Here is a 23,922-nt window from a genome sequence, read left to right as displayed (position 1 = left end):
AAAGGAGCATGCGAAAATCAAGTGAATAGCGGTGAAGGGAAAAGGGAGGGGAACATGCGGAGATTAAATCAGATGTTTATCAAAAACACGGGTCTCAGTCCGTATGTGTGGGTGGTTTTTTACATCCTCCCTTTTTACTTCATCTTTCGTTCTTCTTCTCCTTATCAAGCGGCCATCGGCATCGCGATGATCATCGCTTTTTTTGTTTTTTACTTGTTGTCCTTTGTTTCCAAAGGGTGGCTGGTGTACTTGTGGACCAGCGTGCAAATCGTGATTTCGACCGCGATGGGCCTGTTGTTCGGATATATCTATTTCTCCCTCTTCTTGGCGTTTTTTATTGGCAATCTCAAGCATCGGGCCGCATTTTTTACATTATATACCATCCATCTCGTCAGCACCTTTGCGACGATTAATTACAACTTTGTCACGCAAAATCCCGTGTTTATCACGCAGCTGCCGTTTGTGTTCTTAAGCCTGATTGCCGTCATCCTCCTTCCGGTCAGCACCTATAACAAAAATAAACAAGATAAGCTGCTGGGACAGTTGGAAGACGCGAACAAGCGGATTGCGGAACTGGTCAAGCTGGAAGAACGGCAAAGAATTGCCCGCGACCTGCACGATACGCTCGGCCAGAAGCTCTCGTTAATCGGCCTGAAGAGCGATCTGGCGGGAAAATTAATCAGCAAAAATCCGAAACAGGCGCTGGTGGAAATAAACGATATCCGTCAGACGGCCAGAACGGCGTTGAAGGAAGTGCGGGAAATGGTCACTCAAATGCGCGGGACGAAGTTGGAGGATGAAATGTTTCGCGTCAAGCAGATTCTGCAGGCGGCTCAAATCGATTTCATCCTGGAAGGAGATCCCAAGCTGACGCATTTATCCCCGATCACCGAGAATGTGGTGAGCATGTGCCTGAAAGAAGCGATCACCAATGTTGTGAAACATAGCAACGCTTCCACCTGCTCTGTCGTGATCGAGCCGCAACCGACCGAATTGGTGGTCAAGGTGAAGGATGATGGCGTCGGGACGACCCATCCTTCAGACAGTTACTGGGGGAATGGGCTGCGGGGGATGAAAGAGCGGCTCGAATTTGTGAACGGCAGTCTGGAAATCGTCTCTAACCATGGAACGACGGTTGTGATGAAAGTGCCGAACGTCCCCTGACTATACGGAAAAGGAGGAGGGATATGATTCGAATTGTCATCGCCGAGGACCAGAAGATGCTTCTTGGCGCGCTTGCCGCGTTGCTCGAACTGGAAGAAGACATGTCGGTTGTCGGAAGAGCGAGCAATGGCGAGGAAGCCGTCAAATTGGTTCACCTTCATCAGCCGGATATCTGTATTATGGACATTGAAATGCCGGGGAAGAGCGGGCTGGACGCGGCCGAGGAATTAAAGGGATGCGGCTGCAAAGTGATCATACTCACCACGTTTGCCCGTCCAGGCTATTTCGAACGCGCCGTGAAGGCCGGCGTAAGCGGATATTTGTTGAAAGACAGTCCCAGTGAGGAGCTTGCCGGTTCGATTCGCAGCATCATGGCCGGAAGGCGCATCTACGCATCGGAGCTGATAGAAGGGGCTTATCATCAGGAGAATCCATTGACGGAGCGGGAAAATGAAGTGCTGATGCTGATGGCCGACGGCAAAAGCACGAAGGAAATCGCCAGCCATCTCTACATCACAACGGGAACTGTCCGGAATTACATTTCCGCCATCCTCGACAAACTGGATGTCGGCAACCGCATTGAAGCGATTAAGCGTTACAAAGAGAAGGGATGGTTTAAATCATAAATCATAAAGGCGATGAAAGCAGAAACCAGACGCGCAGAGGGGGAGCTGGCCGGTGCAAGCGCACCTGGATCAGCTCTTTTTCTTTTCTATGATCCTTTTCTCGCCATCACCATCATAAAAACGTTGGCTTGAGGGGACAGAGCAGGTATAATGAGATTGTCAGATGTAAAGACAACAGACTATTCAAATGTAAAGATTCATGCAAACGAGAAAGGAGGGGTTGGGTTGAAGACACGCGAACTGGTCCTCAGCGCCATTTTGATCGCTTTCTCATTGATTATCCCGTTGTATTTTGTGAAGGTATACATTCCTCCCTTTTCGGCCACGATTGCCTCGCATGTGCCGGTGATGCTGGCCGTTTTTGTCAGTCCGTGGTCGGCCGTTTTGGTCGGTCTTGGCTCGACCGTGGGGTTTTGGCTCACATTGGGTCCGGTGATTGCGGCCCGGGCTTCTTCGCATATTGTCTTCGGCGGACTGGGAGCCTGGTTGTTTCGCCGCGGTGGCAAGCCGTGGCAGGCGCTGTTGGCGATGCTGCCCGTCCATGCCTTGATCGAATCGCTGATTGTCCTGCCTTTCGGCTTTTCGCTGTATGAGGGGTTCATCGTGGTGGGGATTGGCACGGCGCTGCATCATCTGGTGGACATGGCGATTACCCTCGCCCTGTTGCGTCCGCTTGGCGGGATGTTCCCGACAGGATTGGCAAAGCGTTAAGCGAAAAAGTGGTCATGTCTGCCTCCGTTTGTCCATACAATGGGAGTAGGGGATGGATGGGGGTGTCCGCGATTGAAGAGAGTGTATTGGGTTTTGGGACTGTTGCTGGTTGTGACAGTGGTTGTGCTAACGGTGCAAAAAAACATGCCGAAACAGACGCTGACCGATTTGGATGCGATGACCGCGGCCGGGGCGGCGCTGGAAGAGGATGTTCCGGAGTCTTACTTGTTTGACGACTACATCATTGACCAGCGACAGGTGCGAATCAACGACCAGGTACAGGATGCGATTGAGGTCAAGATGATTTACAGTCATCCCGAAACACGGGAACGCCTGCAGTATGTGGTCTATCTGGATCCGGAAAGTGCGGAACTTCTGGGATACGGGGCAAAAAGCGTGCTGGCGCCGGCCGCACAATGAGAAAAGCCCTCGGTTTTTCGTTTGGCAAAAACCGAGGGCTTTTTGTGTGAGGTTACTGCAGCGTTTTCCATGGCTGCTGCATCTGTTGGGGTGTGCTCCCCTGGATCATGGCGTTTTCGTTTCCAGGCTGGTAGACGTTCAGCATCGTCTGCGTCGTGTTCTCCATCATCGTCGGCACCTGATAATACCCTTTCTGGTTCATGAAAGACCATGTTTCGTAAGCCATTTCGGCACAGTTCTGGGCCGCTTGCAAGAGCATGCTGCGAAGCTGGGGATCGGAGCACTCCAGTGCCGCATGCATCCGCATGGCGGCGCTGCACTTGGCGCTGGAAAGCATGCAGGAGGCCACATCCCGATCATCAAACTGGGTGACGGAGGCGTTGGGAGCTGCCGGGGAAGGTTGGCGCAGGCCGTATTTGGGAGCCGCCGTTTTCTGGGCACGGTAAGGCACCGCTTGGCTTCTGCCTTGCGTATGCAATGTGTTGACCATGTTGTTGTATTCGTTTGCGAGAAAATCCAGTTGCCGATTCAAGATTTGCTTGAGCCCGGCGTCTGTGACGTGGTTTTGGAAGAGTTGGAAGGTGTTGATGCAATTGATGGTATCGGAGAGGACTTCGTGCATTTCCATGGTCTCATGCGCGCCTAAGGTTGCCGTCTGTTGATTCATCTTATTTTCCTCCTTCTAAATGGAAGTGTCTTTGAATGAAAAGGTTTTTTGGCCAGCAATAGTTTTTCCACTGCATTGGCGAATATGTACAAAAACCGCATTGAATGATGCAAAAACGGCGACGGATGGATACAATGAAAGGAAGATGCCGAAAACTAAAGGAGGATTCCAATGTACTTGACCGAAAGCGCCAAGCGCGTGTTGAAGCAATTCTGGCACGAGGAGCGTGAAGCAGGGGAAGCCTTGCGGATTCAGGTTTCGCCCGGGTGATGCGGTCCGCAATTTCGCTGGGTGCTGGATGCACCTCAAGAGGATGATGTGCGAATCAGGGTTGATGAGATGGAGCTGCTCATCGATCCAGTGACGCGGACGTACACCGAACGGCTGGTGGTTGATTTTGCGGAAACCCCGCACGGAGGACAGTTTATCTTTTCCGAGCGGTCCGAGCGGGATGAACAGCCGTGATCTTGATGGTCCTGCCTGCCCGCGCTCCTGAGAATGGAGGAAACTGGGTCCATGCCAGGCGTTTGCAAAAAGGCCTCCGCCAATGGGGCTGGGAAGTGGTGATCAAAACCCTGGAAAACGTGGAGGAGCGCGAGCTGGCCACGGCCGATCTGCTGCACCTGTTTAATGCCTACCGCACGGGGACGCCGTTGATGCCTGTCGTGCGCAAAAAATATCGGGAGAAACGGGTCATCATTTCATTGACGGGCACGGATATCAACGAATATCTGCATCATCCGTCAACGCGGGCGGATACCGTCCAGGCGATGGATTGGGCCGATCGCCTGGTCTGTATCACCCCGGCCGCACAACGCCGGCTGGCGCACCAGTTTCCGATGTGGCGGGAAAAGGTGACGGTTATCCCGCCGGCGGTCGATCTTCCCGTCGGTTCAGGGCATCTGAAGCGGGCAGAGCTGGGCTGGTCCGATGAGGAACTGATCTTTTTTTTGCCGGCCGGCTTGCGTTCGGTCAAAAACCCGCTGCTGGCCGTCGAGCCGCTCGGCCGCCTTTTTGCGGAGACGAAAAACATCCGTTTCTGTATCGCCGGCCCGCCGATGAATGGCAAAATTTTGGAAACCCTTCATCTGCTTGCGAGGAAAAACGCCTGGTTGACGTATTTGGGAACGATTCCTCAGAGCCAGATCGGCAATTATTACCTTTTGTCCGACGTGGTGCTGAACACGTCCCGTTCAGAAGGGCTTTCCCACGCTTTGCTGGAGGGCATGTTTTTCGGCAAGCCGGTTTTGGCCTCCCGCGTCCCGGGAAATCAGGATTTGGTCAGACATGGCGTCGATGGATTTCTTTTTTCGGATGCGGAAGAGATGTATGCGTATGCAAAGCGTTTGTACGAAGATCCCCAGTTGCGCATGGAGATGGGGCAGGAGGGGAAAAGGCGGGTCAGCGCCGAATACGTGCCTTCCGTTGAATGGCGCCGGTACCATGAACTGTACAGCGCCCTGCTGTCGGTTTACATATGAGCTGGAGAAGGGATCGCGATGCAAGTCCTGACAATCGAAATCTGCGGAAATAATGAACTCAGCTGGGAAGAGGGATGGCTGGACAAAATCAGGATGCTGGGCCTCCAGAAAGGGCTCGAGGTGCAGATTGATGTGAATGAGTGCCATGATCTGTGCAGCGAATGCATGATGTATCCCTATTTGATCGTCGAGCGCCACGTGCTGATGGCCGATTCGATTCCCGAGCTCTATCAGCGGCTGGTCAGGTACTTGGATGAAAAACTGAGTCAAGCATCGAGGCGGGAAGGGGACGAGCATGCCTGAATCCGGATGGTTGGAGAAGAAGCTGGCCGTCTATTTGTGTATGCCTGTGAAGGCCGGGGCGCAGGGGATGGAAGCGCTGCGTATTGCGGAGGCTGCCGTCGCGGGGGGCGTGACGGCGATTCAGCTGCGTGATAAAGAAAGTCCGTTGCCGGAAGTGCTGGCGCTGGGCCGAAAAATCAGAGCGATCTGCAGAGAAAACGGTGTGCTTTTTTTCGTCAATGATCGCGTGGACCTGGCCATGCTTCTTGATGCAGATGGGGTTCACGTCGGCCAGACGGATATTCCGGTGGCGGAAGCGAGAAAACTGCTCGGCGAGAAAAAATGGATTGGCGCATCGGCCGGCTCGCTGGAAGAGGCGGAGCGCGCCATCGCGCAGGGAGCGGACTATCTGGGCGTCGGAGCCATTTATGCCACCAGAAGCAAGGCGGACGCGGGAGAGCCGGTCGGTACAGGCCTGATCCGGGACATTCGGTCCCGCTGGGCCATTCCGATGGTCGGCATTGGCGGGATCAAGGCGGAAAACGCGGCGCCGGTCATCGAGGCGGGCGCCGACGGCGTCGCGGTCATTTCGGCCATCTTTGACGCCGCAGATCCGGAGGCGGCGGCCCGCCAGCTGCGCCAGGCGGTCGAGAAGACGCGTGCCGCTTTACCAGGTTGGCAGCATACTGTGAATGGAGAACGGCATGAATGACATGATATAATACTCGACGAAATCGGTTGTTCTGAAGGACGCGGCTGACCGCTATGTCAAGCGATGGCCAACACTGCAATGACTGATGCGTATGAAGAGGCTGATCCGTTACAGAAACAGGTATGAAAGGGATGAAAGCAGCGTGAAATCTGTGAGTAAGGAACCTGTATGCCCGATTGAGCGGACGTTGAATGTCATCGGTGGAAAATGGGTCATCCTCATCATTCGAGAACTTATCCAGGGAAAAAAACGTTTTTCCGAGCTGGAAAACGAACTGGGGGCCAGCTCCAAAATGATCAGCCAGCGGCTGAAGGAATTGGAGAAAAACGGAATTGTCAGGCGGACGGTGATTCCGGATGTGCCGCCCAAGGTGGAGTACACGCTGACGGAAAAAGGAGAAAGCCTGAACAAGATTCTGGATGCGATGGCGGAGTGGGGGCTGAGGTACGAATGCCCCAAGGATTCGGCCTCCTAAGGGCATCCATCGCAAGGGGGTGATGTCGGGATGGAACAATTCCTGGTCAAACTGACCAGCCTTTCCTCCAAAGCCGGGTGAGGGTGCAAAATAGGTCCGGCGGACCTGGCAGAGGTGTTGCAGTATCTGCCGTCTTCGCTCGGGGATCCGCGATTGCTCGTCGGCATGGAAACGTCCGACGACGCGGGGGTCTACCAGCTGACGGAAGACCTGGCTCTGGTCCAGACGGTGGATTTTTTCACCCCTGTGGTGGATGATCCGTATATGTTTGGCCAGATTGCGGCAGCCAATGCCCTGAGCGACGTCTACGCCATGGGCGGCAGGCCGTTGACGGCACTGAACATTGTCGGCTTTCCGGTGCGGAAGTTGGAAAAGCGGATTTTGGCCGAGATACTGCGAGGAGCGGCGGACAAGGTGGCGGAAGCGGGTGCCGTGCTGGTCGGCGGGCATACGATCGACGATCAAGAACCGAAGTTCGGGATGGCGGTGACCGGCGTGATCGATCCGCGACAGATTCGCCGCAACCGCGGTGCGGAACCGGGAGATGTGCTGATTTTGACCAAGCCGATTGGCGTTGGGATTTACACGACGGCCATCAAACGGGATCTGCTCAGCCCGAAGGAAATTCAGGAAGTGACGTCGGTGATGGCCGCTTTGAACCGGACGGCGGCAGAGGCGATGCGGGAATTTGATGTACATGCCTGCACGGATGTCACCGGCTTTGGCTTGCTTGGACACGCTTATGAGATGATCAAAGACACTACGATCGGCCTGGAAATTGACTATGAGAAGGTTCCGGTGCTGGAGCGGGCCAGGCATCTCAGCCAGCAGGGGGTCGTTCCTGGCGGCACAAAGGCCAATCACCAGTGGCTTCAGAATGTTGTGCAATACCGGGCCGGACTCATCAAGGAAGATCAGTGGGTGCTGTGCGACGCAGTGACCTCGGGAGGCTTGTTGATCGCCGTTCCGTCCGCGCAGGCCGAAGGGCTTCTCCAACGCCTGCATGAACAGGGAGTCTCGGCCGCCGCACAGATCGGGCGTTTTGTCGCGGATCATCCGGGATGCATCCGGGTGTTGTAAGGCTTTTCGAACCTCCTCTTTTGACCGTCCGCTCCCCTCTCACCTTTTCAGTTGCGAGAGGGAGCGGGCTTTCTTTTTTTGGAAAAAGATCTCATGTTTTGGAAAAAGATCGTGACGGCTTTACGTGATGAAACAATTTGGATTTAATATAAATGTATAGATGAAACGGGAAATGGATATTGTATACATTTTTCCCTGTTTCTTTTCTTTGAAGCAGAACATAAGGAGTGGAGAAAAATGAAAACGTTTGACATTGCGGTGATTCCCGGGGATGGGATTGGTAAAGAGGTGGTCCCGGCGGCCCTGAAGGTTTTGGACGCCGCCGCAGAGAGCCATGGCGGGATTGCCTTTCGATACGCCACCTACAACTGGGATTGTGATTATTATGTCAAACACGGGAAAATGATGCCGGAGGACGGCCTGAGCATCCTGGCCGGGTATGAGGCCATCTTTCTGGGAGCGATCGGCAACCCCAAGCTGGTCCCCGATCACATTTCGCTGTGGGGATTGCTTCTGAAGATTCGCCGCGAGTTTGAGCAGGTGCTCAATGTCAGGCCGGCGAAGTTTCTCAAAGGCTTGCCTTCACCGCTGGCCAACCCCCAAGCGTTTGATCTGGTTGTGGTCCGTGAGAACTCGGAAGGGGAATATTCGGAGATCGGCGGCCGTATTTTCAGAGGAGAAGAGGAGATCGCGATCCAGAACAACATCTTCACCCGCAGAGGCGTGGAGAGGGCGATGCGCTATGCCTTTGATCTGGCGAAAAAGCGGCGCCGGAAAGTGGCTTCTGCCACCAAGTCCAACGGCATCTTCCATACCATGCCGTTCTGGGATGAGGTGTTCGAGCAGGTGAAGGCGGATTACCCCGATGTGGAAACGGCCTCCTATCATATTGACGCGCTATCCGCCTTTTTTGTCACACGGCCGCATGCGTTTGACGTGATTGTGGCCAGCAACCTGTTTGGGGACATCCTCTCGGACCTGGGCGGTGCCATCATGGGCAGCATCGGTGTGGCGCCGGCGGCCAATGTCAATACCAACGGCAAATATCCCTCGATGTTCGAACCGGTTCACGGTTCCGCTCCCGATATCGCCGGCAAGGGAATCGCCAATCCGATCGGGCAGATCTGGACGGCCAAGATGATGCTGGATCACTTCGGGTATCCTGAACTGGGGGACAAGGTGCTGGAAGCGATTGAACGGACGCTGGAGAGCGGCGTGAAAACGCCGGATCTGGGAGGACAAGCGACAACGGCCGAAGTCACGGAGGCGGTGATTGGCCACCTGAAAGCGATCACCTCCTGAAGCAATCGCCGGGAACGCAGGCGGAAAGGAGGCGGCTTGTGCGAGAGGTGCACTATGACCAAATTGTGGAAACCGTGGCCCGCCTCTGCCAGGAAGCCAATTACGACCTCGGCGCAGATACGGTGCACGCCTTGCGGCATTCGCTGGAACAGGAAACGTCCGAGGTGGGCAGGGATATTTTGCGGCAAATCCTGCTCAATGCGGAGATTGCGGCCGATGAGCGGGTGCCGATGTGCCAGGACACGGGATTTGCCGTTTTTATCGTCGAGTTGGGGCAGGATTGCAGAATCACGGGGGGCAGCCTGTACGATGCGATCAATGATGGCGTCCGGCGAGGGTACAAGGAGGGGTATTTGCGCTTCTCGATGGTGGAGGATCCCATCAGCCGCGTGAATACCGGCGACAACACGCCGGCGATCGTGCATGTGGAGCTGGTGGCGGGTGACCGGCTTACCATTCACATGGCGGCCAAAGGAGGAGGCAGCGAAAACATGAGCTTCCTGCGGATGCTGGCGCCTGCGGAGGGGATGGAAGGGGTTAAGCGCTTTGTCGTTGAAGCGGTCAAGGAGGCGGGGCCCAATCCTTGCCCCCCGATCGTGGTCGGCGTCGGGATCGGCGGCAATTTTGAGCGTGTGGCATACTTGGCGAAAAAGGCGCTCTTTCGTCCGCTCGGGCAGCGGCATCCGCGGCAGGACATCGCGGCGCTTGAAGAAGAGCTGATCCGGCAGATTAACGCGCTCGGGATTGGCCCGCAGGGGATGGGTGGAAGAACGACCGCGCTGGATGTGCATGTGGAAATATTCGCCACGCACATTGCCGCCTTGCCTGTTGCCGTCAATATCAATTGCCATGCCAACCGGCATAAAACCGCCGTACTCTAGCCGTGTTTTAACGGCGGAAGCCGCCAGATGACGAAGGCAGAGGAGGGGCTCCTGATGGGCGTGATTCATTTGCGCACCCCGCTGACAGAAGAGACCGTTTTAGACTTGCGTGCCGGGGATCGCGTGTTGTTGTCGGGCAAATTGTTGACGGCTCGGGATGCCGCCCATCGGCGGATGGTGGAGGCCCTGGAGCGGGGAGAAGCCTTGCCGGTGACGTTGCGTGACCAGGTGGTTTACTATGTCGGCCCGACTCCGGCCAAGCCAGGCCAGGTGATCGGGTCGGCCGGTCCGACGACCAGCGGGCGGATGGATCGCTACACACCCCGGCTGTTGGAACTGGGATTGCGGGGGATGATCGGCAAAGGCAGGCGCAGCGATGAGGTGAAAGCGGCTTTGCAAACCTACCGGGCCGTCTATTTTGCTGCTGTGGGGGGCGCGGCCGCCTTGCTGGCCAAGTGCATCCGTTCCGTCCGCCTGCTCGCTTATGAAGACCTGGGGACGGAGGCGATGCGGGAGATGGAAGTGGAGAACATGCCGCTGGTGGTGGTCAACGATGCGCATGGCAATGATTGGTATGAACAAAGCCAGCAGGCATTTCGCAACGGGTGATTTCCGGCAGAGAGCAATCGTTCGTGATGCGGGGCTTGATTTTGCCAGAATGGGTTTTGTTTTTACATAGCGCCGAGATTCGAAAGCATCGAGATGCAAAAAGGAGGTAGCCAGGTTGCTTCATCGTTCCTACTTGTTTGTTCCTGGCCGCGACCCGCACCGGATTCGCAAGGCGCTGGAGAGTCCTGCGGATGCGGTGATCATCGATCTGGAAGACGCGGTGGCCTATGAGGAAAAGGAGGCGGCGCGCCAGACGGTTTGCCAGGTGATGCGAGAAGGCGGGGCGGCCCGTTCCAATGTCTACCTGCGGGTCAATGATGTGAACAGCCCGTTCTGGCAGGCAGATTGTGTTTGTGCCCAGGAGGCAGGATTTCGGGGGATCATGTTGCCGAAGGTAGGCTCTGCGGAGGACATCCGCCGGGTGAGCAGGGAGCTGTCCGAACGGATGCAGATCATCCCCCTCATTGAAACGGCCAGGGGGGTATATTTTGCCCACGAGATTGCCAGCGCCGACCCCGCGGTGGTACGGCTCGCTTTTGGTGCCGTGGATTACAGCCTGGATTTGGGAATTTCGCTCACGTACGAACAGCAGGAGCTTATTTTTCCCCGTTCGCAACTGGCGGTGGCCTCCCGGGCTGCAGGCATTGATCCGCCGATTGACACTGTCTTTGTGGATCTGAACCATGAGGAGGGCCTGATCCGCGAGGCGAGAATGGCCAAGCGTCTGGGTTTTCGCGGAAAACTGGTGATTCACCCGAAGCAGATCCAGCCGGTTCACGCCGTGTTTTCACCGACCAAGGAAGAACTGGAGTGGGCGCAAGCGGTTGTCGAGGCGTTCCAGGAGGCGGAGAAAAAAGGGGTGGGAGCCATCTCCGTGCAGGGGAAGATGGTGGATTACCCGGTGTACAAGCAGGCTTTGGCCATTCTGCAGCTGCAGCATGACGCTTAAATCCGGGATGGCCATGGCAGCATGGTGATGAAACAAACGACCCGTCTGGGGATGATGGAGGGGAGGAGCCCGCGTGAAACCGACGGTTGTCATTACGGGGCCCATTCGGCAAGTGGCGCTGGAGAAGATCCGCCAGCATGCCGAGGTGAGAATCTGGGAGTCGACGGAACCTGTTCCAAAAGAACTGTTGCGAAGATGGCTGGCCGATGCGGAGGGGCTGTTTCTCTCCGGCAAGATTCGCCTGGATGAGGAATTGCTCTCTTTCGCGCCGCGTTTGAAAGTGGCGGTCCAGGCTGCGGTCGGCTATGACAATGTGGATGTAGAGGCCTGCACGCGCCGCGGCATTCCCTTTGGCAACACCCCTGGTGTGCTGGTGGATGCGACGGCCGATCTGGCGTTTGCCCTTGTGCTGAACAGCATGCGGCGTATCACCGAAGGCTGGGACATGGTTCGGCGCGGGGAGTGGAAAAACCTTTTTGACATTCCGTTTGGCAGCGATTTGGCTGGAAAATGGCTGGGGATTGTCGGGATGGGCCGGATTGGCGAAGCGGTGGCGAGGCGGGCGCAGGCATTCAAGATGCGGGTGCAATACACCAACCGCAAGCGGCGCGCCGATGAAGCGGAGATCGGGGCCGTTTATGTGCCCTTCGAGCAGTTATTGCAAACGTCGGATGTGATCGTGGTCTTGACGCCATTGACAGATGAGACGCGTGGCATGTTCGGGGAAGAGCAATTCCGGCTGATGAAGCCAACCGCCCGCTTCGTCAACGTGGCTCGCGGCGCCATCGTCCAGACGGAGGCGCTGTACCGCGCCCTCAAGGAAGGCTGGATTGCCTATGCCGCTTTGGATGTGACCGACCCGGAGCCGCTCCCGGGGGATCACCCGCTGCTGCAACTGCCCAATCTCCTGATCACCCCGCATGTGGGCAGTGCCACCGATGAAACCAGAGACCGGATGGCGCTGCTTGCGACCGATAACCTGCTGGCAGGGTTGGCTGGCAAGCCGCTGCCCGCCTGCGTGAATGAAAGTGTGAATTACAGGCACGAAAACTGACGCCAGGAAACGATGACAGTCAGACGGCGGTGCCGGTTTTGTCGCGCGAACGGTTGAAGGTGCCTTTGGCGCGACAGGATCGGCATCTTTGCTTTTCTTTCCTTTTCACATCCTTTATCATGAGGAGAAAGAGGTGAGGGCGTTGGGATCGAAAGTGACGGTGGAGCAGGTTGTCAAGCGTTTCAACCTGGAAGTGCTGACAGGCGAAAAAAGCTTGCGGCGGCCCATCACGGTCAGTGACATCCACCGGCCAGGTCTGGAGCTGGCCGGTTATTTTGAATACTACCCGGCCGATCGGGTGCAATTTTTGGGACGCACGGAACTGAGTTTTGCGGAGAGCCTTCCGTCCGGGGTTCTGTTGGAGCGTTTCCGGTTTCTCTGCAAGGAGGAAACCCCTTGCTTTTGCATCACGCGCGGCTTTCCTGTCCCGTCCGAGCTGTTTGTGGCGGCGGAGGAAAGCCGCACCCCGGTGCTGCGGACCTCATTGTCAACGACGCAATTCATCAGCAAGCTGACCTATTACCTGGAAGAGATGCTGGCTCCCCGGACGACGATCCACGGCGTGTTGATGGATGTGTACGGGGTGGGGGTTTTGCTCATGGGTTCCAGCGGCATCGGCAAGAGTGAGACCGCCCTGGAGCTGGTCAAGCGGGGCCATCGCCTGGTGGCCGACGATGCGGTGGAAATCCGCCAGGTACACAACCGCCTGATCGGCAATGCCCCGGAGCTGATCCAGCATCTTCTGGAAATTCGCGGGGTGGGCATCATTAACGTGATGACGCTGTTTGGCGCCGGTGTGGTGCGCACGCATAAGAAAATTTCCCTTGCCGTTCGCCTGGAGGCCTGGGAAGAGGGCAAGCATTACGAGCGGCTCGGGATGGATGAAGAGAAGATCAAAATCTTGGATATCGACATCCCGATTGTCACCATACCGGTCCGTCCGGGAAGGAACCTGGCGGTGATCGTGGAAGTGGCGGCGATGAACCACCGGCTCAAGGTGATGGGCCACAACGCGGCGGTCCAGTTTGCGGAACGGCTGAACAAGGTGCTGGAAGATGACGATCCGGCCGAGGACCTTTTCTGACATGCTTCCTTTTTTCAGCCTGCCGGATGAAGGAGGTCAAAACATGGTTCTGGATCCAATCGCCTTTCAATTTGGTCCGTTTACGGTACACTGGTACGGCATCATCCTCGGCCTGGCGGCGTTGGCTGGCCTGGGGCTGGCCGTCTGGCGCGCGAAGCGGATCGGGTTTGACCATGAACTGTTGTTGGATTTCATGATTTTTGCGGTCCCGGCCGCCATTTTCTGCGCGCGGGTCTATTACGTCCTGTTTCAATGGGATTATTATTCGCAGCATCCCGGTGAGATCATCGCCATCTGGAAGGGCGGGATCGCCATTCATGGCGCGCTGATCGGCGGGATTGTCACGGCGGTTCTCTTTTCCCGCTTCCGCAGGGTTTCTTTCTGGCAACTGGCCGACATCGCCGCTCCTGGGCTGCTTTTGGGCCAGGCCATCGGCCGCTGGGGCAACTTTATGAACCAGGAAGCGCATGGCGGGCCGGTCTCCCGGGAGTTTCTCGAAAGCCTGCACCTGCCGGAGTGGATCATCGAGCAGATGAATATCGGCGGGGTGTATTATCATCCCACCTTTTTATATGAGTCCCTCTGGAACCTGTTGGGCGTGGCCGTTCTTCTCTGGCTGAGCGGGCGCAACCCTCGCCGTGGCCTGGTATTTTTGAGTTACGTGATTTGGTATTCGGTGGGGCGTTTTTTCATCGAAGGCCTGCGGACGGACAGCCTGGCTTTTGACGGGCCCCGCTGGCTGGAGGGGCTGCTCAACGGCTTGTGGACGCCGATGCGCTTATTGTTTGAACCGGGGGCGATGGCCTACGGGAACATCCGGACGGCCCAGCTGGTCAGCCTGTTGCTGGTCTTGCTGGCGGTTGGGCTGATGGCGGTCAGGCGGCTGAAAAGATGGGACAAAACCCGCTACCGGGACGTGGAGACGAGGCTTCGCAGGAAAAAAGGATAGAGGTGAGCGGATGAGGCGAACGAGGAGGTTTCCCGTTTCGGGGAGCAATTCGCTCTGGCAGGTTTACCGGACGGTTTCCTTTTTTAAGGTGGTTCGCAATGTGCTGATCATCGAGACGGCCCGTTTTCTGCCCTTTTTCTCCTGGAAGAACGCGCTCTACAGGCTGCTCGGAATCAAGGTGGGCCGGCAGACGGCGATTGCCTACAAGGTGACGATGGACATTCTCTTTCCGGAGCTGATCCGCATCGGCAGGAACACGATTATCGGTTACAACACCACCATTTTGGCGCATGAGTACCTGATCGACGAATACCGCCTGGGCGAAGTGGAGATTGGCGATGAAGTGATGATCGGCGCCAACAGTTTAATCCTTCCGGGGGTTCGCATCGGCGATCAGGCGGTGGTTGCCGCCGGCTCGGTCGTCACCAGGGATGTGCCGCCAGGCGCCTTTGTCGGGGGCAATCCGGCCCGTCCCCTGAAGCGGCGGTCCCAGGAAGCGGCGGATGAGGGGAATCGCGGGTGACGGAAAGAAGGAGAAAGAGGGCGGGCACCTTTTTGTTGTGCGTCATACTTTAGTTTGGTAGAATACTAAAGTGATCAAGGGCAGGGACTGTCCCCGAGGAGGGTTTGGCTTGTCGGAACCGAAAGTGTTTGAAAAACCGCTGGGTATGCGGGACTTTCTGCCCGACATGGCAGAACGCAAGCGATTTCTTGAATTGCGGATCCAACGTGTGATGGAGCAGTGGGGATACCGCGAAATCATCACGCCGACGCTGGAGTTTTACGATACGGTGGGTGCGGCCAGCGCGACGTTGACCAACAGGATGTTCAAGCTGCTGGATCGGGAGGGGCATACGCTGGTCTTGCGCCCCGACATGACGGCGCCGATTGCCCGCGTTGCCGCTTCCCTGACGGATGCGCCGTATCCCTTGCGCTTTCTCTACCATGCCAGTGTCTACCGCGCGCAGGAACAAGAGGCCGGGCGCAACGCCGAGTTTTACCAGACCGGCGTGGAATTGCTCGGTGAGGCCAGCCCGGGGGCCGATGCCGAGGTGTTGGCGCTGGCCCTCTCTTGCCTGCAAGAGGCGGGGGTCAAGGGGTATAAGCTGGCTCTGGGGCATGTCGGGCTGTTGGACGGCCTTTTGGAGGAAAACGTGGATGATCCCCGGCTGCGGGCTGAATTGAAGGAAGATCTGCTGCGGCGCGATTATGTGGCCTTCCGGCAGCGCCTGGAGCAATCCGCGCTGTCTTGCGGGCAGCAGGAGCGATTGCTGGCTTTGCTTCACGTCTACCGCGGCGAGGAAGGGTTGAGCGCGTTGTCCCGCCTGGTCGGGGGACCGCGTTCTCAGGAGGCGCTCGTCAACCTGCAGGAGATTTGGGAACTGCTCAACGGCTACGGCGTGTCACAGGATGTGATCCTGGATCTGACTTTGATCGGATTTTTGAACTATTATACCGGAGCCGTGTTTGAAGGATTTGCCGAAGGGTATGGATTTCCTGTCTTGAGCGGCGGAAGATACGATCACCTGTTGCGGCGTTTCGGGACAGATGCGCCGGCGACGGGCTTTGCCCTGAAGGTGGACCGCCTGCTGGAGGTCAGCCAGATCCAGCCGGAGCAGCCGGAACGGGTGGTGGTTGCCTACAGGCCGGGCCAGATACGGCAGGCGATCGCGCGGGCGCAGGCTTTGCGCCGGGCGCAACCGCCCAAAGCGGTGGAGATGATCGCGCTGCCGGATAGCTGGGAGGCGGAGCGGCGTGCGGCGTTTGTAGCCCGGCAAAAGCGCCGTGGCGTGGATGAAGTGGTGTTTCTGGAAGGGGAGGGGTTGACATGAGCCATCTGGTCATCGCCCTGCCAAAGGGGCGGATTCTCGAAGAGGCGCACCAACTCCTGACAAAAGCCGGCCTGCCGCTCCCGCCCGAGCTGGAGGATTCCCGCAAGTTGTGGGTGCGCATTCCGGAGACCGCGATCGAAATCATCCTGGCGAAGCCGATGGATGTGCCCACCTATGTGGAGTACGGCGCGGCCGATGTGGGCATCGCCGGCAAAGATGTCCTTCTGGAACAGAGCCGTGACGTCTATGAATTGCTGGACTTGCAGATTGGCGCCTGCCGGCTTTCCGTAGCGGGACTGGCTGAACAGGCCGGCCGCCCGTTGCGCCGGGTGGCCACCAAGTACCCGCAAATTGCCTCCCAGTATTTCCGCGCCAAGGGGCAGCAGGTGGAAGTGATCCAGCTGCATGGCTCGATTGAACTGGCTCCCTTGACGGGGCTGGCCGAGGCGATCGTGGATATCGTCTCGACCGGGAGGACCCTGCGGGAGAATGGCCTGGTGGAGTTGGAGGAAATGATGCCGATTACGGCCCGCCTGATTGCCAACCGGGTCAGTTACCGGATGAAATACCGTCAGATCGAGATGCTGTTGGACAAGATGAGACGACAGTTGGCGAAGGAGAGTGGATCATGATCCCCGTCCTGACACTGGAGGAGCTGATGGCACGACGGGATGCGGCGGCGGAGGACCTGGAAGAGATCCGTCAGCGCGTGCGGGAGATCCTGGCATCCGTGCGCGCGGAAGGGGATGCCGCCCTTTTGCGCTGGACGCGGCGGCTGGACGGCGTAGAACTGGAGAGGCCGGCGCTGCCCGAAAGATGGCGCCAAAAGGCCAGGGAAGCGGTCCATCCTGCCTTTGTCGCTTCGCTTAAGAAAGCAGCGGACCGGATACGGCGTTTCCACGAGCAGCAGCGCCAGCGTTCCTGGATGCATACGGAAGAGAACGGCACCATCCTCGGCCAGCTGGTACGGCCTCTGGAACGTGTAGGGGTCTACGTGCCGGGCGGGAAGGCGGCCTACCCCTCTTCCGTCTTGATGAACGTGATTCCGGCACAGGTGGCCGGGGTGCCTGAGATCGTCCTCGTGACGCCCCCCCATCCTGACGGCATCTCGCCCCATGTGCTGGCGGCGGCCGAGCTTCTGGGAATCGAGGAGATCTATTGTGTCGGCGGAGCGCAGGCGGTGGCTGCACTGGCTTATGGCACGGAGAGCATTCGTCCCGTGGATAAGATCGTCGGACCAGGAAACATCTATGTGGCGCTGGCCAAACGGGAAGTGTTTGGCCAGGTGGGCATCGATCTGATTGCGGGACCCAGCGAAGTGGTGGTGGTGGGTGACGGAACCGTATCCCCGGCCTATGCCGCCAGCGATTTGCTGGCGCAGGCAGAGCATGATCCGATGGCTTCAGCCATTTTGATCGCGACCGACGAAGCGTGGGCCTTCGCCGTGCGGTCGGAGGCGGAGCGGCAGCTGGCCACCTTATCGCGCGCGGCGATTGCCCGGCAGTCCCTAGAGGAGCGGGGCGGCATCCTGCTGATGCCTGATCTGGCGCAGGCGGTGGCGGCGGCCAATCGCCTGGCGCCGGAGCACCTGGAGCTGCTCATCGCCGATCCCTGGGCCTGGCTGCCGCAAATCAAACATGCCGGGGCTGTCTTCCTTGGCGCCAATAGTCCGGAACCGGTGGGTGATTACCTGGCCGGTCCGAACCATGTGTTGCCGACCGGTGGCACGGCCCGTTTCGCTTCTGCGCTGAGCGTGGACGATTTTGTCAAAAAGACCAGCCTGATCGCCTGCAGCGAGCCGCTTTTCCGGGAGGTGGCGGAGGATGTGATTCGCCTGGCGCAGGCTGAAGGTCTGGATGCCCATGCAAAGTCGATCGAAATCCGCTTCCATCAGGGAACCGGGATGAATCCATCTGAGAGGATGAGTGAATGATGAGCCAAGCGGCTGACCGGCGGGTTGCAACGGTGGAGCGGCAAACGAAAGAAACCCAGATCCGGCTGACCCTCTGCCTGGATGGTCAGGGAACCGCCGAGCTGGACACGCCGGTGCCTTTTTTGAACCATATGCTGCATGCCTGGGCCCATCACGGCCGGTTCGACTTGCGGCTGCATGCGCGCGGCGATGTGGAAATCGACGATCACCATACGGTGGAGGATATCGGCATTTGCCTTGGCCAAGCGTTCCTGCAGGCCCTGGGGGACAAAAGGGGAATCGAACGGTACGGACAGGCCTGGGTGCCGATGGACGAGGCGTTGGCGCAGGTGGTGGTCGATCTGAGCAACCGTCCGCACCTGGAGTTTCATGCAGCGTTTCCCGACAGGCAGGTAGGCCGGATGCCCAGTGAATTGGTGCATGAGTTTTTCTGGAAATTCGCATTGGAATCCCGGATCACCTTGCACATTCTCCTCCATGCCGGCCGCAATACGCATCATATGGTAGAGGCCATTTTCAAGGCATGCGGACGGGCGCTGCGAGAGGCCGTCAGAAGAGACGCCGCTTTTGCCGCCGTGCCCTCGACCAAAGGCGTTCTGTAAAAAGGGCCGTTGTTGAAAAATGGACTGCGATCCTGTAGCCCGGAATGCTATAATGAAATGGCTGGAAAGCGAGATGCCAATCGGCGGTAAGGGGGATGAGGTTGGCCAAGTTTACCATATACCCGGCAATTGATTTGCGAGGCGGCCAATGTGTGCGCCTGTTTCAAGGAGACTACGCGCAGGAGACGGTTTACGGCGACCCGGTCGAGGCAGCCCTGCGCTGGCAGAGCCAGGGGGCGGAATGGCTTCACGTGGTGGATCTCGATGGGGCCAAGTCGGGACACCCGGTCAATCTGGACGCCATCGAAGCGATTGTCCGACACGTCTCCATCCCGGTGCAGGTGGGCGGAGGCTTGCGCAAACTGGAGCATCTGGAGATGCTGTTTGAGCGTGGCGTAAGGCGCGTGATCCTGGGAACCGCGGCGATTGAAAACCCTGAGCTGGTGAAGAGGGCCCTGGAAAACTACGGCGGGCAGCGGGTGGCCATCGGCCTGGACGCCCGTGACGGTTACGTGGCCACCTGGGGCTGGCTGAACAAAAGCCGGGTGCGGGCAGAGGAACTGGCGCGCCAATTGGCCGCAAATGGTGCGGAAACCTTTATCTTCACCGATATTTCCCGGGACGGCACGCTAAGCGGTCCCAATCTGGAAGCCATCCGTTCGTTAGCCCAAACAGGGGCCGGCGAGGTGATCGCTTCAGGAGGCGTGAGCCGGCTGGAAGATCTGTCCGCATTGTGCCAGCTGAGCCCACTGGGTGTCCGTGGCGTGATCATTGGGAAAGCTTTGTACAGCGGCGCGTTTTCGCTGAAGGAGGCGATCCGGGCAGTGGAAGACCGCGATTTGAGCCAGGATGTCCGGAATTAATGGGAAGGAGAGCGCTTGAGTGCAAACCATCAGAGTGATACCATGTCTCGATGTGAAGGATGGGCGTGTCGTCAAAGGCGTTTCTTTCGTGGGATTGCGGGATGCCGGCGATCCGGTGGAATTGGCCTCCTTCTACGTGCGTGAAGGAGCGGATGAGCTGGTGTTTCTGGACATTTCGGCGACCAACGAGGGGCGGGCCACGATGGTGGAGGTGGCCGCCAAGGTGGCTGAAGTGGTGCCGATTCCATTTACCGTGGGTGGCGGGATCGGTTCGTTGGAGGACATGGAGCGGGTGTTGGAGGCAGGCGCGAATAAAGTTTCCATCGCCTCTGCCGCTGTCCGTGATCCCGAGCTGATACGCGAAGGGGCAAAACGGTTTGGTTCGGCCCGCATCGTGGTAGCCATTGATGCGCAAGCCACCCATGAGGGGAAGCGCTGGGAAGTGTATACCCACGGCGGACAGCGCGCCACGGGCCTGGATGCAGTGGAATGGGCCAGGCGGGTGGAAGAACTGGGCGCGGGCGAACTTCTCTTGACCAGCGTGGAGCATGACGGCAAGAAAGAAGGATATGATCTGGAGCTGCTCCGTGCAGTGGCAGATGCCGTGAACATTCCCGTCATCGCTTCGGGCGGCGCCGGCAAGCTGGAGCATTTTCTCCAGGCGGTGAAGGAGGGCCGGGCGGATGCGGTGCTGGCGGCCTCGCTCTTCCACTTTCGGGAATTGACCATCCGGCAGGTGAAGGAGTACCTGGCCGCGGAAGGGATTCCGGTCCGCTCGCTCGAATGAGCAAGAGGTTTTCAGGGTCTGGATGAGGAGATGAGTGCGGTGGTGCAACCGAACGAATTGGACAACCTGCGCTGGAACGAGCAAGGGCTCATCCCTGTGATTGTACAGGATGTCCAGAGCAAGGCGGTATTGATGCTGGCGTATATGAACCGGGAATCGCTGAAAAAAACGATTGAGACAGGAAACACTTGGTTCTGGAGCCGGTCGCGCCAGCGGTTGTGGCAAAAAGGGGAAACGTCCGGGCATGTACAGCGCGTGCGGGAGATCCGCGTGGACTGCGACCGGGATACGCTGCTGGTCCTGGTGGAGCAGTCCGGACCGGCTTGCCATGAGGGCACATACAGCTGCTTTTCACGTCCGCTTGCCGAGACGTTTTCTTCGCTTTCCAAAGAATCGGAGCCAGAGCGTTTTGCCATCCTCAACCATCTGGAAGCGGTGATAGCGGCCCGGGATGCAGAGCGGCCTGAGGGGGCCTATACCACCTACCTCTTTGAAAAAGGATTGGACAAGATCCTGAAAAAAGTGGGCGAAGAGGCGGCCGAAGTGATCATCGCCGCCAAAAACCGCGACGCGAAGGAATTGCGCTGGGAAATCAGCGATCTGATCTACCATCTTCTTGTCCTTATGCGGGAACAACGGCTGCCCCTGGATGATGTGTTGCAGGAACTGGCAGAGCGGCATCAGGGCGGCAAGGCTCAGGACAAGACTTGAGCCGGAACAATACTTAAGGAGGAACCTCTTTCAAATGCAGGAGAATCGTGCGTTTCGGGTGTTCTCAGGGACATCCAACCCACGCTTGTCTGAACAGATCGTCAGGCACTTGAAAATTCCTTTAGGAAAGGTACAGATCTCACGTTTCAAAAGCGGGGAGATATACGTTCATTACGAAGAAAGCATTCGGGGAACGGATGTCTTCTTGGTTCAGTCGTTTTCCCATCCGATCAACGAACATTTTGTGGAGCTTCTGGTCATGGTGGATGCCGCAAAGCGGGCTTCGGCACGCAGCATTACAGCGGTGATCCCTTACTATGGGTATGCGCGGCAAGAAAAAAAAGATGCCCCGCGCGAACCGATTTCGGCCAAAATGGTGGCCGATGTCCTGACAACGGTCGGGGTGCACCGGATTGTGACCATCGATCTGCACGCCCCTGCGATCCAAGGTTTCTTCAACATCCCTGTGGATCATCTGACGGCTCTAGACATGCTGTGCGATTATCTGGTCAGCAAGCAGATTGAAAATCCCGTGATCGTCTCGCCGGACGCGGGAAGGGCCAAAACGGCCGAAAAGTTGGCGGCCGCCATGGGAGCTCCCTTTGCCATTATGATCAAGAGCCGGCCTGCCCATAATCAGTCCAAAATCACGCATGTCATCGGCGAGGTGGCCGGGCGGACGCCGATCATCATTGAAGACATGATCGATACGGGGGGAACCATTGTCAACGTAGTGGAAGGGCTGCGGGAAAAAGGAGCCAACCCAGCCTATATCTGCGCGACGCACGCTGTGTTTTCTGATGACGCGGTCAAGCGCCTCGAGCATCCCTGGATAAGGGAAGTGGTCGTTACGGACACGTTGCCCTTGCCTGCCAACTGTTCGGACCGGTTTGTCGTCCTCTCCGTCGCACAGTTGTTGGCCAAAGGCATCCATTTGATCGAAGAAGGGGGTTCCATCAGCAGTCTTTTCCGGATTCAAAAGGTATAGGTCAGCGCGCATTTTTGCGAGAGCGGATACATGGTTCCGCTCTTTTTTTGTGAACTTCAAAAAAGCGTATGATATAATGAAGCAAGAACAGGGCCCGATTGGGACACGGAGGGACATATGGAAAAACAACACCGCGACAACGTCATTCCGGTTGAGATGGATGCCAACTTCTTTTTTGAACGGGCATTGCAGTACCTCGACCGGAATAACTACAATAAAGCGTTGAAATATTTCCAGCGTGCGGTTGATCGGGAGCCGGACAACCCGGTCAATCACTGCAATCTCGCTGGTGTTCTGGCGGAAATGGGGTTGTTTGAGGATTCCAATCAAATCCTCCAGTATGTGTTGGAAAAAGTGGATCCCAACTTTACGGAAGGTTATTTTTATATGGCCAATAATTGGGCTCACTTGGAGGAGTACGAGCTGGCCGAGGAATGCGTGCTGCGTTATCTGGAAGAGGACCGGGACGGGGAGTACAGGCAGGAAGCGGAAGAGATGCTGCAGATGCTCAGCCAATTTCTCGGCCGTCCGCCACGCACCGTCCGCCCGCGGCAGCAAACGCTGCTGTTCAGCATTCATGACCGGGCTCGCCTGTGTTTGGAAGAGGGACGGTTCGCAGAGGCGACGGAGCTCCTGGAGCGGATCGTGGCAGAGGATCCGGGGTTTATTGCGGCTCGCAACAACTTGACCCTCGCTTATTATTACCAGGGCAACCTGGGGGCGGCCTTTCAGATGGTGGAGGCGGTGCTGAAAGAAGACCCCGGAAATGTCCATGCGCTATGCAATTTGGCTGTGTTGTACGGACACCTGGAGGAACGTGATGGACTGCAAAACGTCTTGGAACGGCTGAAAAAGATCGTCCCGATGCAGGTGGAACAGATGTTCAAGCAGGCCACCACCCTGGGAATCCTGGGTGAACACGAGGCGGCATACCGGCGCTTTCGGCAATTGATTGCGCTGGGTGTCGTGGACGATATCTGCCTCTATCACTATACCGCGGTGGCTGCGGCCAACACGGGACGCTATGAAGAGGCGATCAAGTGGTGGAATACCGTCGCGCAGAGGGATCCGCAATCTCCTGTTCCGCGTTTTTACTTGCGCGTGATGGAGGAGCTGCATTCCCACAAGCTGCCCCTCCTCCCTTATCAGTACCACCTGCCGATTGAACAGTTGCGCCGCATTCCCTCTGCTTCATGGTCTGAACAGACGCATGTCCAGTATCCTTGGCTCAGGGCGATGCTTCACTGGGGATTGCGATTTGGCCATGATGAGATGAAGCTGCAAATTCTCCAGGTTCTGGGATCGATTGGCGATCAGGAAGCCATCCTGACATTGAAGCAGTACTTGAAAAACCCGGAAGAGGCGAGCACATTAAAACGTGTTGCCCAGTTTCTCCTCGCCTTCCTCGGTGAGCCGGTCGAGGGCGTGCATGTGCAACCGTATCAGGCCGTTTTGGAAAGGGTGTCGCAGCGCTTTTCACGGCATGCGCCTGGCTATGTGTCGGAGGCTCGGCATATCTGGATCAGTTTTCTGCTGAGGGTTTATCCACACCTCCCTCGCCTGCACAAACCGGAAGGATGGAGTGCCGCTGTGGAATATTTGACGCGGAAGCACTTTGGCGAAGCGGTGACGCAGCGGGAAGTGGCGACATCCTACCAGGTATCCGTCAGCACACTGGCCAAGCATGCGCAGACGATCCGTTTTTACCTCCGCCAGCCGGATTGATTTTGCCGTCTGCCCTGCCAAGCGATCTGTCTTCG

Annotated in this window: 26 protein-coding genes and 1 pseudogene; 26 read left to right on the top strand and 1 reads right to left on the bottom strand. The window is 57.4% G+C overall.

The features are described 5' to 3' along the window. Nucleotides 1–54: 54 nt before the first annotated feature. The 4 genes from BAA01_13920 to BAA01_13905 all read left to right on the top strand — a co-directional run bounded on the left by BAA01_13920 (nt 55) and on the right by BAA01_13905 (nt 2,921). Nucleotides 55–1,164: a histidine kinase gene (locus tag BAA01_13920; GenBank protein ID OUM88128.1), complete on the top strand. Its 1,110-nt coding sequence runs from the start codon at nt 55–57 to the stop codon at nt 1,162–1,164. Between the two features lie 23 nt (nt 1,165–1,187). Beyond that, entirely contained in the window at nt 1,188–1,790 is a 603-nt protein-coding gene (locus tag BAA01_13915) for a DNA-binding response regulator (protein ID OUM88100.1), read from the top strand. A 225-nt stretch (nt 1,791–2,015) separates the two neighbouring features. Continuing rightward, nucleotides 2,016–2,501, top strand: coding sequence for an ECF transporter S component (locus tag BAA01_13910; GenBank protein ID OUM88099.1), 486 nt, complete (start codon nt 2,016–2,018; stop codon nt 2,499–2,501). Nucleotides 2,502–2,573: 72 nt separating this feature from the next. Further along, the gene (locus tag BAA01_13905) at nt 2,574–2,921 is read left to right on the top strand and encodes a hypothetical protein (GenBank protein OUM88098.1); all 348 of its coding nucleotides are present in this window, start codon (nt 2,574–2,576) and stop codon (nt 2,919–2,921) included. Nucleotides 2,922–2,973: 52 nt separating this feature from the next. Here BAA01_13905 and BAA01_13900 read toward each other — a convergent pair whose 3' ends face one another. Next, the gene (locus tag BAA01_13900) at nt 2,974–3,588 is read right to left on the bottom strand and encodes a coat protein F (GenBank protein OUM88097.1); all 615 of its coding nucleotides are present in this window, start codon (nt 3,586–3,588) and stop codon (nt 2,974–2,976) included. A gap of 461 nt (nt 3,589–4,049) precedes the next feature. On the opposite strand from BAA01_13900, the gene BAA01_13895 reads away from it, so the two are divergent. The 22 genes and pseudogenes from BAA01_13895 to BAA01_13790 all read left to right on the top strand — a co-directional run bounded on the left by BAA01_13895 (nt 4,050) and on the right by BAA01_13790 (nt 23,887). After that, nucleotides 4,050–5,069, top strand: a complete 1,020-nt coding sequence (locus tag BAA01_13895) for a hypothetical protein (GenBank protein OUM88096.1) — start codon at nt 4,050–4,052, stop codon at nt 5,067–5,069. A gap of 18 nt (nt 5,070–5,087) precedes the next feature. After that, entirely contained in the window at nt 5,088–5,372 is a 285-nt protein-coding gene (locus BAA01_13890; protein ID OUM88095.1) for a hypothetical protein, read from the top strand. Further along, nucleotides 5,365–6,063 (top strand): thiamine-phosphate diphosphorylase, encoded by a 699-nt coding sequence (locus BAA01_13885; protein OUM88094.1) that lies wholly within the window; start codon nt 5,365–5,367, stop codon nt 6,061–6,063. Before BAA01_13890 ends, BAA01_13885 begins: the two co-directional genes overlap by 8 nt. A 91-nt stretch (nt 6,064–6,154) precedes the next feature. Beyond that, entirely contained in the window at nt 6,155–6,538 is a 384-nt protein-coding gene (locus tag BAA01_13880) for a hypothetical protein (GenBank protein OUM88093.1), read from the top strand. Between the two features lie 30 nt (nt 6,539–6,568). Then, a pseudogene (locus BAA01_13875) lies at nt 6,569–7,618 on the top strand (selenide, water dikinase SelD). A 237-nt stretch (nt 7,619–7,855) separates the two neighbouring features. Continuing rightward, nucleotides 7,856–8,920: a tartrate dehydrogenase gene (locus BAA01_13870; GenBank protein ID OUM88092.1), complete on the top strand. Its 1,065-nt coding sequence runs from the start codon at nt 7,856–7,858 to the stop codon at nt 8,918–8,920. A gap of 38 nt (nt 8,921–8,958) precedes the next feature. Continuing rightward, the gene (locus BAA01_13865) at nt 8,959–9,801 is read left to right on the top strand and encodes a fumarate hydratase (GenBank protein OUM88091.1); all 843 of its coding nucleotides are present in this window, start codon (nt 8,959–8,961) and stop codon (nt 9,799–9,801) included. Between the two features lie 54 nt (nt 9,802–9,855). Next, nucleotides 9,856–10,410, top strand: coding sequence for a fumarate hydratase (locus BAA01_13860; protein OUM88090.1), 555 nt, complete (start codon nt 9,856–9,858; stop codon nt 10,408–10,410). A 115-nt stretch (nt 10,411–10,525) separates the two neighbouring features. Further along, nucleotides 10,526–11,359: a hypothetical protein gene (locus tag BAA01_13855; protein ID OUM88089.1), complete on the top strand. Its 834-nt coding sequence runs from the start codon at nt 10,526–10,528 to the stop codon at nt 11,357–11,359. A gap of 73 nt (nt 11,360–11,432) precedes the next feature. Continuing rightward, nucleotides 11,433–12,413: a D-glycerate dehydrogenase gene (locus BAA01_13850; protein OUM88088.1), complete on the top strand. Its 981-nt coding sequence runs from the start codon at nt 11,433–11,435 to the stop codon at nt 12,411–12,413. 142 nt (nt 12,414–12,555) lie between these two features. After that, nucleotides 12,556–13,497 carry an HPr kinase/phosphorylase gene (locus tag BAA01_13845; GenBank protein OUM88127.1) on the top strand — a complete coding sequence of 314 codons (942 nt, stop codon included), beginning with the start codon at nt 12,556–12,558 and terminating at the stop codon, nt 13,495–13,497. A 43-nt stretch (nt 13,498–13,540) separates the two neighbouring features. Continuing rightward, on the top strand, nt 13,541–14,446 hold the full coding sequence (locus BAA01_13840; protein ID OUM88126.1) for a prolipoprotein diacylglyceryl transferase: 906 nt from the start codon (nt 13,541–13,543) through the stop codon (nt 14,444–14,446). A gap of 10 nt (nt 14,447–14,456) precedes the next feature. Further along, nucleotides 14,457–14,969, top strand: coding sequence for an acetyltransferase (locus BAA01_13835; GenBank protein ID OUM88087.1), 513 nt, complete (start codon nt 14,457–14,459; stop codon nt 14,967–14,969). Between the two features lie 109 nt (nt 14,970–15,078). After that, complete coding sequence (locus BAA01_13830) at nt 15,079–16,278, top strand: ATP phosphoribosyltransferase regulatory subunit (protein ID OUM88086.1); 1,200 nt, start codon at nt 15,079–15,081, stop codon at nt 16,276–16,278. Next, nucleotides 16,275–16,910 (top strand): ATP phosphoribosyltransferase, encoded by a 636-nt coding sequence (locus BAA01_13825; protein OUM88085.1) that lies wholly within the window; start codon nt 16,275–16,277, stop codon nt 16,908–16,910. The genes BAA01_13830 and BAA01_13825 overlap by 4 nt, the downstream gene beginning before the upstream one ends. A gap of 26 nt (nt 16,911–16,936) precedes the next feature. Next, a complete protein-coding gene (locus BAA01_13820; GenBank protein ID OUM88125.1) occupies nt 16,937–18,211 on the top strand; it encodes a histidinol dehydrogenase in 1,275 nt (424 codons plus the stop codon). Further along, nucleotides 18,211–18,813 carry an imidazoleglycerol-phosphate dehydratase gene (locus tag BAA01_13815; protein OUM88084.1) on the top strand — a complete coding sequence of 201 codons (603 nt, stop codon included), beginning with the start codon at nt 18,211–18,213 and terminating at the stop codon, nt 18,811–18,813. Before BAA01_13820 ends, BAA01_13815 begins: the two co-directional genes overlap by 1 nt. A gap of 101 nt (nt 18,814–18,914) precedes the next feature. Beyond that, nucleotides 18,915–19,676, top strand: coding sequence for a 1-(5-phosphoribosyl)-5-[(5-phosphoribosylamino)methylideneamino]imidazole-4-carboxamide isomerase (locus BAA01_13810; protein OUM88083.1), 762 nt, complete (start codon nt 18,915–18,917; stop codon nt 19,674–19,676). A gap of 19 nt (nt 19,677–19,695) precedes the next feature. Then, nucleotides 19,696–20,463: an imidazole glycerol phosphate synthase subunit HisF gene (locus BAA01_13805; GenBank protein ID OUM88082.1), complete on the top strand. Its 768-nt coding sequence runs from the start codon at nt 19,696–19,698 to the stop codon at nt 20,461–20,463. Nucleotides 20,464–20,493: 30 nt separating this feature from the next. Beyond that, the gene (locus BAA01_13800; protein OUM88081.1) at nt 20,494–21,174 is read left to right on the top strand and encodes a bifunctional phosphoribosyl-AMP cyclohydrolase/phosphoribosyl-ATP pyrophosphatase; all 681 of its coding nucleotides are present in this window, start codon (nt 20,494–20,496) and stop codon (nt 21,172–21,174) included. 34 nt (nt 21,175–21,208) lie between these two features. Further along, entirely contained in the window at nt 21,209–22,162 is a 954-nt protein-coding gene (locus tag BAA01_13795; protein ID OUM88080.1) for a ribose-phosphate pyrophosphokinase, read from the top strand. Nucleotides 22,163–22,279: 117 nt separating this feature from the next. Continuing rightward, entirely contained in the window at nt 22,280–23,887 is a 1,608-nt protein-coding gene (locus tag BAA01_13790; protein OUM88079.1) for a hypothetical protein, read from the top strand. Nucleotides 23,888–23,922 lie beyond the last annotated feature (35 nt).

The organism is Bacillus thermozeamaize, from assembly GCA_002159075.1.
Lineage (GTDB): Bacteria > Bacillota > Bacilli > ZCTH02-B2 > ZCTH02-B2 > Bacillus_BB > Bacillus_BB thermozeamaize.
Note: the sequence above shows the minus strand (reverse complement) of the source record. Positions and strands in the feature narration are given on the sequence as shown.